Genomic DNA, 12,311 nt, shown 5'->3' with positions numbered 1-12,311 from the left:
ATGGTTTTGGCTTATCCTGCCAAAGAAAAATATAAAATCTGCATGTCAGATTTGAGAGGATGTTAATTTGATGGTAAAGTTGGAAACAGCGTTTGAGTCAATATCTAATAAACTTCAGAAAGTTCTGGAAGGACAGGGCTTTAAAAAGCAGAAAATAGCTGCCTCCACATCGGAGGAAATGGCGTCTCTTTTCACCGGCGAAGGTGTTGCATATTCCGTGGTTTACTTCACCGATAAAAAGCACATGGTTTTGAGAAGCTGCGCAATGACAGACGAAGGCCCTGACAACAAGTGGAGAGTTTTGGCTACCTGGATGTTCGACCCTGAAAACGACTCTATGAAAGAGGCTGAAAGCATCGGAAACGACTTTGTTGAGATGGTAACAGCTTCCAAGGTTGTAAAGAGAGTTGCTCAGACAAAGAGAAAGAAAAGCGATGACGAGGGAAATGCAGACCCTAAGTTCTTTGCAAAAAGACTTGTAGGACTTTTCCCGGAGCTGAGAGAGGAAATTAAAGAGGAAGAGAACTCATACTATCCATTCAGAGGCGTTACATTTACAGAGGAAAAAATTCTTCCGAAAATCAACAGACTTCTGGAAACCGGAACAAAGCAGGAGATTACAAAGCTTGTTTCAATTCTCAGCGCTCAGTACGGAAACGGAAATGCAGATACACGTTCAATAATCACAATTGTTATTTTAAATGCTATTGACGACAAGTACAGAGAAACCCTTGAGGAAACAATGTCCGACAACCTGAAAAAATCCTGGGGCGGCGCAAGACATTACAAGGGCAAAAATGTTAAGCCTGAGAAGGTTAAGAAAAAGAAGAAAAATTCGGATGATGGGTATACACTCAACGACTGATAATTGTTTTAAGAATAAAGACGGAGCGAATATTCTCGTTCCGTCTTGAATTTTCTTGTCAATAAAAAGCACAAAAAAGTGTTGACTTGAAAAGATTATTATGATATACTTGAAATACCTCAGAAAAAGGGGTTTATTTTTTTGTGCCCTTTAGAGGGAGGCTAAATTATTCCGAAAAATACCGGGAGGTGCCGTCAATGAGAGTAAAAATCACACTAGCCTGCACAGAGTGCAAACAGCGTAACTACAACACAATGAAGAACAAGAAGAATGACCCTGACAGGCTCGAAATGAACAAGTACTGCAGATTCTGCAAAAAGCATACTCTGCACAAGGAAACAAAGTAATTGGTGGAGGATTAGGCTATGGCTGACAAGAATATCGACAAAAAAGTCGAAGGAAAAAAAGAGAAGAAGGACTCAAAAGGCAAAGTTGGCTTCTTTTCCAAAACAGCTAAGTTCTTCCGCGAATGCAAAGGCGAGTTGAAAAAAATCACATGGCCTACACCAAAGGCAACAACAAAGAACTTCTTGGTTGTTATTGCAGTAATTGCAATTATGGGCGTATTTATTTTCGCACTCGACCGAGGACTCTATGCTTTGTTGAACTTGGTTATGGAAACAGCAGCCACATAATTAACTTTAGGGTTCAGCTTTTACTTTTTAAGAGAGGATGAAAGTTTAAATGCCCGATGAAGCAAAGTGGTATGTTATTCATACCTATTCAGGTTACGAAAACAAAGTAGCGTCCAATTTAAGAACCACAGTTGAGAACAGAAATCTTCAGGACCTTATCCTTGAGGTAAAAGTTCCCACAGAAACAGTTACAGAGGTTAAAGACGACAAGACCAAAGAGGTTGAAAGAAAGCTTTACCCCGGTTATGTTTTTGTAAAGATGGTTTATACCGATGAAACATGGTACGTTGTAAGAAATATCAGAGGATGTACCGGATTTGTCGGCCCATCGTCAAAGCCTGTGCCTCTTTCAGACGCAGAGGTTGTACGTATGGGAGTAGAAACCCGCAGTGTTGAGGTTTCATATTCGGAAGGCGACACAGTGCGCATTACAGAAGGACCACTTGAGGACTTTGTAGGCGTAGTTGAAGAGCTTATAACCGATAAGAATTATGTCCGAGTAACAGTATCAATGTTCGGACGAGAAACACCGGTTGAACTTGAATTGCATCAGGTTGAACCTATTGAAGAATAAGGAATAATTAGCAAAAGCTATTATTTGAGGGATTAAAATTTTTTCAGTAATCCCTTGTGGGAGGGAACCCAATAGTTGTTTCCCGCAACTGACCACGAATTTTGGAGGTGCAAACACAATGGCTCAAAAGGTAACAGGTTTTATTAAACTGCAGATACCTGCCGGAAAAGCTACTCCGGCACCACCAGTTGGACCGGCTCTCGGTCAGCATGGTGTTAACATTGTTGCGTTCACAAAGGAATTCAATGAGCGCACAAAGAACGATGTAGGACTTATCATTCCGGTAGTTATTACAGTATACGCAGACCGTTCATTTACATTTGTAACAAAGACTCCACCAGCAGCTGTTCTTATTAAGAAGGCTTGCGGAATCGAAAGCGGCTCAGGCGTACCAAACAAGACAAAGGTTGCCAAAATTACCCGTGAGCAGGTTAAGGCTATCGCAGAGCAGAAGATGCCAGACCTCAATGCTTCATCAGTAGAGACAGCAATGAGCATGATCGCCGGTACTGCAAGAAGCATGGGTATTGAAGTTGTTGATTAAAATGTAATCCGGGTGGGAGGAAGTTTTGATTTCCGTATGACCACCTAAAATGGAGGAAAAGCGATGAAACATGGTAAGAAGTATGTTGACAGCGTAAAGCTTGTTGACAACACCAAATATTACGATTCTAACGAAGCACTCGATCTTTGCGTAAAAACTGCAAAAGCTAAGTTTGATGAAACAGTAGAGCTTCATGTTAAGCTGGGCGTTGACAGCCGTCACGCTGATCAGCAGGTTAGAGGCGCTATTGTTCTTCCTAACGGTACAGGTAAAAACGTAAGAATTCTCGCAATCTGCAAAGGCGAAAACGAGAATATTGCTAAAGAGGCAGGCGCAGACTATGTTGGCGCAGAGGACATGACACAGAAGATTCAGTCTGAAGGCTGGATGGACTTCGACGTTCTCATCACAACACCAGACTGCATGGGTCTTGTTGGACGTCTTGGTAAGATCCTCGGACCGAGAGGCCTTATGCCAAACCCAAAGGCCGGTACTGTTACTCCTGATATTGCTAAGGCTATCAAGGAAGCTAAGGCTGGTAAGATTGAGTATCGTCTTGATAAAACAAATATCATTCACTGCCCAATCGGCAAGGTAAGCTTCGGCGTAGAGAAGCTCGGCGAGAACCTGGATGCTCTTATGGGAGCAATCGTTAAGGCAAAGCCAGCTGCTGCAAAGGGTCAGTACATCAAGTCCTGCACAGTAACATCTACTATGGGACCTGGCGTGAAGATTAACCCAAACAAGTTTGGCGCTTAATTTTCTGATTACTTTATATTTGTATTTAAAGCCCGACATTTCGTCGGGCTTTTTAATTTATTTTTAAAATAAATTAAAAAAGTCTTGACATAGATATTAGTGTATGGTAAAATATAAAAGCTCGATAAATCGAGCTGTTTTTCTGTATGAAAAACAAATCGCTGTTCTAAAGACAGCAGGCGTTTTACGTAAAGGCCTTGTGCCTGCCTGCCGAGGAAGAAGCATGATACAATTTCAGTAATTATTTTATGATTGTATAATACCGCCTCTTCCGATTGGGAGAGGCTGCTTTTTTTGAACTGCGTTATGAAAAATTAACGGAGGTGAATATCTTGCCAAGTGAGAAGATTTTAGAGCAAAAAAAGGCTGTTGTTGCTGAACTTTCTGACAGACTTAAAAATTCAGTAGCAGGTGTTATCGTAAACTATAAGGGTATCACAGTTGCCGAGGATACAAAGCTCAGAAAAGAGCTTAGAGAAGCCGGCGTTAAGTACACTGTAGTTAAGAACACACTCCTTAAGAGAGCTTGCGAAGAGGTTGGTCTTGACGGACTTACTCCTGTTCTCGAGGATACAACAGCTATCGCTACAAGTGCAGAAGATTATGTAGCAGCTGCAAGAATTCTTTGCGGTTTTGCAGAGAAAAACAAGAAGTTCGAAGTTAAGAGCGGTTACCTTGACGGTGAAGTTATCGACATGGATAAGATTATTGGTCTTTCCAAGCTCCCATCAAGAGAAGTTCTTCTTGCAAACGTATTGGGCGCATTCCAGGCACCTATCGCAAGTTTTGCAAGAGCTGTACAGGCTATCGTGGACAAGCAGGAGGCTCCTGCAGAGGCAGCAGCAGAATAATTTTAATTTCTGTATGTGCGTTTAGTGTCATAGGACACACTTTAAAAGGTCAAGAGAAAATTAAGACCGAAGTTAAAATCTAAATTCAACAAAATATTGGAGGTTATTAAAATGGCATCTGAGAAGATTACTGCTATTATTGAAGAATTGAAGACTCTCACAGTTCTCGAGCTTTCTGAGCTTGTACACGCTGTTGAGGATGAGTTTGGTGTATCCGCAGCTGCTGCTGTTGCAGTTGCTGGTCCTGTTGCAGCTGCTGCAGCAGAGGAAGAGAAGACAGAGTTCGACGTTATCCTTAAGGCTGCTGGCGGCAACAAGATTGCTGTTATCAAGGCAGTTAGAGAGGCAACAGGTCTTGGTCTTAAAGAGGCTAAGGAAGTTGTTGACAACGCTCCTAAGGCTCTCAAAGAGGGTATCTCTAAGGACGATGCTGAGGCTCTCAAGTCCAAGCTCGAGGCTGCAGGCGCAGAAGTTGAGGTTAAATAATTTAGGCTTTAGCCCGATTATTTCATTTTCAATAATTAGAAACATAGAAGCTGCCTTTCCTGTAAAGGCAGCTTTTTTATGCTTAAATCGGTAAATAAAAAAGACATCCCTTTGGGGCACCCTCCGTAAGGAAGGTGCCCCAAGGTCGCTCTTGTAATTGAATTAAATATTGATTGTTTTGGACGGTGCAGCCATTGGTTACGCCGTCTTTGCTTTGTTTATCTTCCGTTTGGCAAGGTGTTCCTGAAAGGCTTCTTCCATTTCTTCAGGGGTAAGCCCTCGTATCACACCAACGCCGTTGTAATAGATGTCCATTAGCTGATAACGCTTTCCGTCAAGGTATCTCCGTTCGTGTATCACAATCTTTTCAATGAATTCGTGTACCAGTTCGGGAGTAAGCTTGGTTGGCTGCGTAATCTGTTTTACCTTGTCAATAAAACGCTGTAAGCCTTCAGACTTGTCCGTTTCGGTTTCAAGGTACGCCTGCATATCGGGTATTGCTTCTTTGAGATTTTTCTGTTCTTCCTCATACGCCATTGACATTGTGGCAAAGCGTTCATCGGAAAGTTTGCCCATTGCATTGTCCTCGTAAATCTTCTGAATCAGCAAATCAATATCCTTGATACGCTTCTCGGCTTTGGTAAGTTCTCTGCGTTTTTCGGAAAGTTCCTTTTGCTTTTCCTCTCCGTAGCATTTCATCTGCTGTTTGGCGAACTCTTTCTCATAAGCCTGAACATAACGAAATACTCGCCGCATATTCTCAAGAACATTTTCCTCAACCACTTTTTCTCGGATATAGTGTGCAGAACACACTTCGGAATTTTTACGGTAAGCGGAACAGAAGAAATAGGCTTGCTCTCGCTTGTAATTGTTTGTCACGCTGTAATACAGTTTCTCGCCACAATCGGCACAGTAAAGAAGTCCCGAAAACATACTGACAATTCCGCTTTTGGTAGGTCTGCGGCGGTGCTGTCTGAGTTCCTGCACAAGCTCAAAGGTTTCACGGTCGATAATGGCAGGGTGCGTATTCGGGAAGATCTGCCATTCCTCCTGCGGTCTTTCAATCTTCTTTTTATTCTTGAAAGACTTTGTTGTGCTTCGGAAGTTTACCGTATCGCCACAATACTCCTGTTTGGAAAGAATATTCGCAACCGTATCCGAACACCAGTTGAATTGTCTTGCAGGCGGATTACCGCAGTTTCTTCCGATACTGTTCCAATACTCCGTAGGCGTCATAACCTTGTCAGTTTTCAGCTTCTTGGCTATCTGCGTCGGTCCTAAGCCTGAAACGCACAGCTCAAAGATTTGCCTGACAATCTTTGCGGCAGGCTCGTCTATCAGCCATTCCTTTGGGTTTTCGGGATTTTTCATATACCCGAAAGGCGGATTGGTAGTAAGCGGTATGCCTGCCATTCCCTTGTTCTTGAAAACATTGCGTACCTTTTGGCTTGTGTTCTTTGCGTGCCATTCGTTGAATAAGTCTTGCATAGGAACAATGTCGCTTAGTCCTTTTGCGGTATCAATATTATCCATAATGGCAATATATCGAATACCCAATCGGTCAAATTCTTCTTCCAAAAGCTGACCGACAATCAAGCGGTTTCGTCCCAATCTCGAATGGTCTTTGACGATAAGATTAGCAATCAATCCTTGTTCCGCAAGCTCCATAATCTCCGTGAAAGCCGGTCTTGTGAAAGTTACACCCGACCAACCGTCGTCAATAAATACACGAGTATTTTTGAATCCGTTCTCCTTTGCGTACTTTTCAAGGATAGACTGCTGATTTTTAATACTGCCCGATAGTCCGTCCTGTTCATCGTCACGGGACAGACGACAGTAGAGAGCAGTAATTTTTACTGACTGTTTGCTCATATTTCTCCTTTCCACAGCCAGATATGATATGAATTGTAGGATATTGTTATCATACCATATCTTCCGCTAAACTTCAACACTTTAAAGTGATAGCCTGATTTTTTCTCATCTCTTTATCATAATTCTTCGCAGCTTTTCTTCAAAGCTTTCGCTTGCAGTTTCATCAAAAAACGCTCTGACGATATATACCGTACCGTCAATTTCATTCGTAAACTTTAAGGGTTCGGGATAGATGGACTGTTCAAACCAAGCAAGCCGTTCTTCCTTTGTCATTTGGGCGAGTTTATCGGTAATATTATCAATTGCCTCCTGCAATTCATCAGTTTCTTGAATTGGATTTCCATTTTCGTCAATATAGATCATCGTGCGTCACGCTCCTTTCGCTGTGATTTTTTATGCTGTTGTTCTTCTTTCGCTCTGTATTCATTGGCATAGAGAAGATCCGTTTTTTCTTGAATTTTTACCGACCGATCCTCTATGCCTTTGTTCAGTTTCAAGCGCTTTCGCAGAGAAGTAATCTGTTCCGTAACCTTTGCTTTTGCTTCTCTCAAAATCTTTTTTTCGGCTGGTAAGGCTCTGCGGATTTTGTTTTGCAGCTTGGTGCGGTAAGCGGTCAGCTTGTCCATTTCTCCTTGCAGCTTTTCTCTGTCGGCATATAGATCTTCAAGAGTTTCGATTCCGTATTTGCTCATATACCGTACCTGATTGGACAACTCGTCCAGCTTCCGAAGCTCCTCTTTGAGATAGGGGCTTGTGGGGCGGTAGGTGGTTTTCTTCGGCAGAACGCCCAACAGATAGCAGTAGTGCAGATAAAGACGGTAGATATGGCTTGTCTTTTGGAAAGGTTTAAACCAGCTTCGCAAGTCCTGCGGCATTTGAGGTGGATAGGTGATTTCTGCTCTGCGGTTTCCGTATCTTGCGTATGCTCCCATATTTCTTTTAAAGTGATCCGGCGTCCATTTCTCATCAAGGGTATCAAGCCTTGTGAAGTGTTCATACTGCGGCAGGCGTATCTTCCAATGCTTTCCCGTAAAGTCGGTGATATATCCTTTTCGTCTGAGATAGTCCTCCATATAGTAAGGGTTACGGCTGAAGTTTGCCGCTTCTCTCACATCTTCCCGATACACATTGTAGCGTGTAGGTTTACCGCTTTTTTCATCAAGCCATACCGGTCTGCACGGTGCTTTGCGGGGATTTTTGATGACGGACAATCCGTATTCTCTGCATATACGGTCGGATACATCACGAAGCCTTTGCCTTTCAGAATTAGAGTAGTTGTATTTTCCGCCGTCAAGGAAAGAAACGGAGTTAAAGGCGAAGTGATTATGAATATGGTCTTTGTCAAGGTGAGTGGTCACGATAATCTGAAACCGATCACCCCACATTTCTCTTGCCAGTTTCAATCCGATTTCGTGTGCCTGCTGTGGTGTAGTTTCATCAGGCTTAAAGCTCTGATACCCGTGCCAAGCGATATATCCGTCATCCTTTCCGTACTGCTTTTTGGTGAGTATCATCTGCCGTAAAGCGATCTCTTTTAAGCAGTTAATTGCTGAAACATACTCGCCGTTTTCTGTTGCTTCGGGTCGGCTGACATAGGAAAAGACATTGTAGAAGTCCTGTAAGCATTTATCTTTTGATACGGTCTTTTCGGGATTTTCTACATAGTCGATCAGGTCTTTTAGTCTGCCTTTGATATGCCAAAGTGAAGTTGTAGCCATTATCCCACCTCCTGCAAATCTAATATTAAGCACTCGATTTCTTTACAGATTGTAAGTGCAGAAGGCTCATATATTGCGCATTTCTTGAAACCGTTATGGACTGAGTAGAGGGCATTCAGCAGTTCCCAAAACTCCCGTGGCGGCTTTGCTTTCGGTGTTTTACCTGCACAAAGCTGCCTTATGAATTCGGACTGTGACAATCCGCAAAGGTTAGCACAACGCTCAAGCTTTTGTTTTTCTTCTTCGCTCAGTCTTACTGTTATGACCTTTTTATCACTTTGTTTCCTGCTCAAAATATATCATCTCCATTCTTGTGTTTTTGGCTTTGTAAGGGGGTATTCAGGGGTGCTTCCCCTGAGTTAGTCCACACGCCTTTAGGCTGTGGATTTGGATTTTGGGTATCAAAATCCGATGCTCGTTACTGTTGTGGACACACTATTTCTCTTTTTTTTGCTGGTCTGTCTGAACGTCGTTTTTCTATCCCTGCCCCGGACTCTCACCGCAGCGTCGTTTCGCTCTCTCTGCTCACGCAAAGGGTCTTGGCAAAATCATATTCCATCCAGCCGGTCATTCAGTTGTAACCGGCTTTCGGGCAACAAAAAAAGCCGGCACACAAATGCGTACCGACTTCCCGCAAAAGGATAGACTTATCCCTTGCGGTGTGGCTTCACATTTATGTAACCGGCTTTGAAATTCAAAGTCGAAACTGTCTTTTACGCTTTACCCTCTGCCGACAGTTCAGGGCAGCTTGGAAGCGACGGCATTTTCATTAGCATGCCGCAGGTGTTGTCCGGCTTATTGCCGTTCTCTCAATCAATTTGTGAAAATATATTCAGTTGCAGGACAGATAAACTGTCACTTTATATTATATGGAACAAATGTTTGCTTGTCAAGATGGTAACCCCTTTTCAATCGAACTGTCCTGTGAAATTCACAGGACAGTTCGATCATTGGTTACGGATTGTATCTTTTCTTTCTACTGTAGACAACTGCTCCGAGCAATCCGGCTCCCGACACAAATAACAGGGTTACCCATAACAGCATATTGCTGTTATCTCCGGTCTGCGGGCTGGATGTGGCTCCATCATTTTTGTTCGGGGCTTGCGTCGTGGTGTCATCGCCGCTGGTCGGGTTATCTCCGCCGGTTTGATTGCCTTCCGTCTGGTCGCCGCCGGTCTGCGCCGCCGTGATGGTAAACTCCGTCGTAGCTGTCCCATTTGCGGAGACGATGGAGAGGGTGTGCTTACCGACAGACAGGGTGTTGAGATAAGCGGCGTTCAAAGTCACAATGGTGCTACCTTCTTTTACTGTGTAGTTGGAAGCGTCCAGATCTTTGCCGTCTACCTGTACCTTGATGAAATCGGCAAAAGCTGCGTTGGAAGTAAAGGACAGGCCGTCTTTGCCGCCTTTCTGCCATGTGCCGTTGGCTCCCTTGATGATTACCGGGGCGTCAGGTACAACCGGCTCCTGCGCTTCCTTGTATTCGATCAGCAATTCCAACGCCTCAGCTGTTCCGTATGATACATCCAGCGTCACCGGGAAGCTGACGCTGGTCGCCGTATAGCTGCTGGCTGAAGCACCGCCCTTGATGCGCGCGGTCGCCCCGTCATACCCCTCCGGCAGGGGGATGGTCAGCGTTCCGCTGAGGGTTTCGCCCGCATAGCCCGTAAGAGGGATGGAGACGGTGTATTCCGCCTGGATGTCGTAGCCCTCGCTGGGCTGCGCATCGATCATCGGGTAATAGTAGTCGATGGCAAGACCCTGGAACTCGTTAAACTCGCCCGCGGTCACCGCAGTGTCCGGGGTAAAGGCTGCGGAAAGCTCGGGAGCCGGGGAATAGTCTGTATCGCCCTCTTCCAGCACCCGCACCGGCAGGTCGATGGGATCCGTGCTGCTGGGGATATCGCTCGCCTCTTTCACCGTCACATAGGCGGTATATGGATTCCATTCATCACCCTGAAATCCGTCCTCGGGCATGGCGGAGAAATCGTAGAGAACGGCAAGGTCATCTGACAGCGGATCCGGCACAAAGCGGAACTTAAATCCCGTTCTGTCGCCCAGCTCCCCTACGGAGGTGCTTTCGTCATCGATCCAGTAGAACGTACCCGGAATCTGCTTGCCATCCAGCGAGCTCACAAGATAGGCAGGCTTTTCAATATCCGCCAGGGTGTCGCCCGGATTTGCCGTCAGCTCCAGATCACTCCACTGAATGAGGTCGGTCTGCTTTGTGATAATCAAGTCATCTTTCAGAACGATATCCAGCGCGTTCCAATACTTGTCTTCTGCTCTGGTGACGTGAATGTCATAGGTGCCGGGGACAAGGTCGCTTTTATCGATGGTTTTTCCGTCCTTCTCGATGGAAATCTGGTAGTTCGATACGCCTGCCGTGTTCCTTGAAGGACCGTTTGATACTGTGAAATAGAGCGTAGCTTCAAAGGACGGATGATACTGCAAGGAATGCTCGCCCAGATACCCCGTTACCCAAGGATTAGCGGTGATTTCGATGTCCCTCGATCCGAAGGTCACTTCCACCGTGTGGGTGCCCGCACTCCATGCGCTCACGTCCTCGAGTGTATAGCTGTCGATGAATTCCATCTTCTCCCCGTCCACGACGACCTCTTTCACGTTGCTGTCGCCGCCGGGCGTGAAGGTCAATGAAAGATCGCTCCCCGGCGTAGCCTTCTGCCATCCGCTGACCACTTCGCCATCCATAGTGACAGTACCTTCGCCATTGACGACGAAATTGACATAGGCTGTCGTGTCAGCGTCGCTTGGGATCATCATGGCATTGAGCGACAGCCCCGAGCCGCCGATGGTGCCGCCGTACACGGCTATCGCTTTTCCGGTGGCGGTATTTACGGTATAAAGCTTTCCGGCATTGTTCTCTGCCCAGTAGAGGGTGCCGTCCGGCGCGAAGGTGCTGCTGGAGACGTAGTTGGTGGCCACGCCCGTGTCGCCCACCTTGTTCGCCGCAAAGGTGGTTGTGTCAATGGTATACAGAGAGGCTGCGCCGCCGTTCTCCCCGCCGTCTGCGACGATGGCGTACATCTGACCGCTTTCGTTGCAGGCGATGGTATAGATAATCTCACGCCCGGGCAGGCCGGTAACCTGATGTATCTGGGTCTTGTCCGCCATGCCGGTGGTCAGGTCTATTGGAATCAGGTATGACGTGCCGCTCTTGAAAATAGAAACGAGTTCACCGCCCTCCAAACTATACTCGTACTCGGCTGTGTTGTAGGTTCCCCACAGGGTATCGTTTTGCACCGTGGTGTCTATGATCTGCTCGATATCCAGGCTGCTGTTCAACCATCCGCCCACCGTTTCTTGGATGGTGAGGTCGGGGTTCAGGATCACCAGTTCGGAATCGTAACTACTGTTGTAATAGCTGCTGTACACGCCGTAGATGGTGTCGCCGATCATCTCTAATCCGTAGAACCAGTCAAATGAATCGTAGCTTGTCAGAGCGGTGTAATCGGACTGATCCTCGGCGCTGACGCTCGCCATGCTCCATGTTGTACCGCTGCCCTCGTACCCAAAGATGGTGGTGCCGGTATCCTGTGCAAACGCTGTCGTCGGCAGCAGCCCCATCATCAGGCAGAGGCTCAGCAGTATTGCCCCCAGTCTTGCGCCTATGTTTCTCTTCTTTGTGTTCATGTTATATTTTCTCCTTTCGTTTTTAATAAAGCTGATAATTTCAGCTCATTTTCCAGCAGCTGTTCCACACGGTCAGCCAGATAATCCGCCGCACGCCGCTGCCCCTGCACGGAAAGACCCTGGCAGGGCGCACTTATCTGCACCATCAGGACGGTCGCAGGCAGCTCCTCCGATAAGGAAAGTTCAAATCCGCTTCTGTTTCCGTAAACGGTCACTTTGGCGGCGATCCGTCCGTTTTCCGCTTTGTCGTATTCGCTTTCTTCCGAATCCAGAACATCATACAGCGCATACAGCACCAGCTGCTTGGTATATGGCAGAATACGCTGAACCGATATCATCCTATCGCCTCCTTT

General features: G+C 45.8%; 14 protein-coding genes and 1 other annotated feature. Of the genes, 8 read left to right on the top strand and 6 right to left on the bottom strand.

The genetic code is table 11. The features are described from left to right. Positions 1-70 precede the first annotated feature (70 nt). The 8 genes from CGICJO_RS12565 to rplL all read left to right on the top strand — a co-directional run bounded on the left by CGICJO_RS12565 (position 71) and on the right by rplL (position 4,714). The gene (locus CGICJO_RS12565; protein WP_486499163.1) at positions 71-865 is read left to right on the top strand and encodes a DUF7674 family protein; all 795 of its coding nucleotides are present in this window, start codon (positions 71-73) and stop codon (positions 863-865) included. A gap of 197 nt (positions 866-1,062) precedes the next feature. Beyond that, the gene (rpmG, locus tag CGICJO_RS12560; RefSeq protein WP_021912267.1) at positions 1,063-1,212 is read left to right on the top strand and encodes a 50S ribosomal protein L33; all 150 of its coding nucleotides are present in this window, start codon (positions 1,063-1,065) and stop codon (positions 1,210-1,212) included. An 18-nt stretch (positions 1,213-1,230) separates the two neighbouring features. Continuing rightward, positions 1,231-1,500, top strand: a complete 270-nt coding sequence (secE, locus tag CGICJO_RS12555; RefSeq protein WP_087377719.1) for a preprotein translocase subunit SecE — start codon at positions 1,231-1,233, stop codon at positions 1,498-1,500. Positions 1,501-1,549: 49 nt separating this feature from the next. Next, positions 1,550-2,074, top strand: coding sequence for a transcription termination/antitermination protein NusG (gene nusG / locus CGICJO_RS12550; protein WP_087377717.1), 525 nt, complete (start codon positions 1,550-1,552; stop codon positions 2,072-2,074). 118 nt (positions 2,075-2,192) lie between these two features. Further along, positions 2,193-2,618 (top strand): 50S ribosomal protein L11, encoded by a 426-nt coding sequence (gene rplK / locus CGICJO_RS12545; protein WP_087377715.1) that lies wholly within the window; start codon positions 2,193-2,195, stop codon positions 2,616-2,618. A 63-nt stretch (positions 2,619-2,681) separates the two neighbouring features. Continuing rightward, a complete protein-coding gene (rplA, locus tag CGICJO_RS12540; RefSeq protein ID WP_087377713.1) occupies positions 2,682-3,377 on the top strand; it encodes a 50S ribosomal protein L1 in 696 nt (231 codons plus the stop codon). Positions 3,378-3,525: 148 nt separating this feature from the next. Beyond that, positions 3,526-3,678 (top strand) — a sequence feature (ribosomal protein L10 leader region). Between the two features lie 31 nt (positions 3,679-3,709). After that, complete coding sequence (gene rplJ, locus CGICJO_RS12535) at positions 3,710-4,228, top strand: 50S ribosomal protein L10 (RefSeq protein WP_486499162.1); 519 nt, start codon at positions 3,710-3,712, stop codon at positions 4,226-4,228. Between the two features lie 111 nt (positions 4,229-4,339). After that, positions 4,340-4,714: a 50S ribosomal protein L7/L12 gene (gene rplL, locus CGICJO_RS12530; RefSeq protein ID WP_087377709.1), complete on the top strand. Its 375-nt coding sequence runs from the start codon at positions 4,340-4,342 to the stop codon at positions 4,712-4,714. 198 nt (positions 4,715-4,912) lie between these two features. On the opposite strand, the gene CGICJO_RS12525 is transcribed toward rplL, so the two are convergent. The 6 genes from CGICJO_RS12525 to CGICJO_RS12500 all read right to left on the bottom strand — a co-directional run bounded on the left by CGICJO_RS12525 (position 4,913) and on the right by CGICJO_RS12500 (position 12,296). Continuing rightward, on the bottom strand, positions 4,913-6,586 hold the full coding sequence (locus CGICJO_RS12525; RefSeq protein WP_486499161.1) for a recombinase family protein: 1,674 nt from the start codon (positions 6,584-6,586) through the stop codon (positions 4,913-4,915). 105 nt (positions 6,587-6,691) lie between these two features. Beyond that, entirely contained in the window at positions 6,692-6,949 is a 258-nt protein-coding gene (locus CGICJO_RS12520) for a transposon-encoded TnpW family protein (protein ID WP_071442206.1), read from the bottom strand. Further along, complete coding sequence (locus CGICJO_RS12515; protein WP_486499160.1) at positions 6,946-8,304, bottom strand: relaxase/mobilization nuclease domain-containing protein; 1,359 nt, start codon at positions 8,302-8,304, stop codon at positions 6,946-6,948. The genes CGICJO_RS12520 and CGICJO_RS12515 overlap by 4 nt, the downstream gene beginning before the upstream one ends. After that, complete coding sequence (locus CGICJO_RS12510; RefSeq protein ID WP_226385105.1) at positions 8,304-8,597, bottom strand: DUF6290 family protein; 294 nt, start codon at positions 8,595-8,597, stop codon at positions 8,304-8,306. The genes CGICJO_RS12515 and CGICJO_RS12510 overlap by 1 nt, the downstream gene beginning before the upstream one ends. Positions 8,598-9,258: 661 nt before the next feature. Next, the gene (locus CGICJO_RS12505) at positions 9,259-11,958 is read right to left on the bottom strand and encodes an LPXTG cell wall anchor domain-containing protein (RefSeq protein ID WP_486499159.1); all 2,700 of its coding nucleotides are present in this window, start codon (positions 11,956-11,958) and stop codon (positions 9,259-9,261) included. After that, on the bottom strand, positions 11,955-12,296 hold the full coding sequence (locus CGICJO_RS12500) for a hypothetical protein (protein WP_486499158.1): 342 nt from the start codon (positions 12,294-12,296) through the stop codon (positions 11,955-11,957). Before CGICJO_RS12500 ends, CGICJO_RS12505 begins: the two co-directional genes overlap by 4 nt. Between the last annotated feature and the right edge of the window lie 15 nt (positions 12,297-12,311).

This window comes from Candidatus Limousia pullorum, assembly GCF_057405065.1.
The sequence above is the reverse complement of the archived record's forward strand: the minus strand, read 5'-3'. Positions and strand labels throughout refer to the sequence as shown.

Coding starts and splice junctions, on each gene's coding strand:
- CGICJO_RS12565 (WP_486499163.1), top strand. CDS start 71: ATGGTAAAGTTGGAAACAGCGTTTGAGTCAATATCTAATAAACTTCAG.
- rpmG (WP_021912267.1), top strand. CDS start 1,063: ATGAGAGTAAAAATCACACTAGCCTGCACAGAGTGCAAACAGCGTAAC.
- secE (WP_087377719.1), top strand. CDS start 1,231: ATGGCTGACAAGAATATCGACAAAAAAGTCGAAGGAAAAAAAGAGAAG.
- nusG (WP_087377717.1), top strand. CDS start 1,550: ATGCCCGATGAAGCAAAGTGGTATGTTATTCATACCTATTCAGGTTAC.
- rplK (WP_087377715.1), top strand. CDS start 2,193: ATGGCTCAAAAGGTAACAGGTTTTATTAAACTGCAGATACCTGCCGGA.
- rplA (WP_087377713.1), top strand. CDS start 2,682: ATGAAACATGGTAAGAAGTATGTTGACAGCGTAAAGCTTGTTGACAAC.
- rplL (WP_087377709.1), top strand. CDS start 4,340: ATGGCATCTGAGAAGATTACTGCTATTATTGAAGAATTGAAGACTCTC.
- CGICJO_RS12525 (WP_486499161.1), bottom strand. CDS start 6,586: ATGAGCAAACAGTCAGTAAAAATTACTGCTCTCTACTGTCGTCTGTCC.
- CGICJO_RS12520 (WP_071442206.1), bottom strand. CDS start 6,949: ATGATCTATATTGACGAAAATGGAAATCCAATTCAAGAAACTGATGAA.
- CGICJO_RS12515 (WP_486499160.1), bottom strand. CDS start 8,304: ATGGCTACAACTTCACTTTGGCATATCAAAGGCAGACTAAAAGACCTG.
- CGICJO_RS12505 (WP_486499159.1), bottom strand. CDS start 11,958: ATGAACACAAAGAAGAGAAACATAGGCGCAAGACTGGGGGCAATACTG.
- CGICJO_RS12500 (WP_486499158.1), bottom strand. CDS start 12,296: ATGATATCGGTTCAGCGTATTCTGCCATATACCAAGCAGCTGGTGCTG.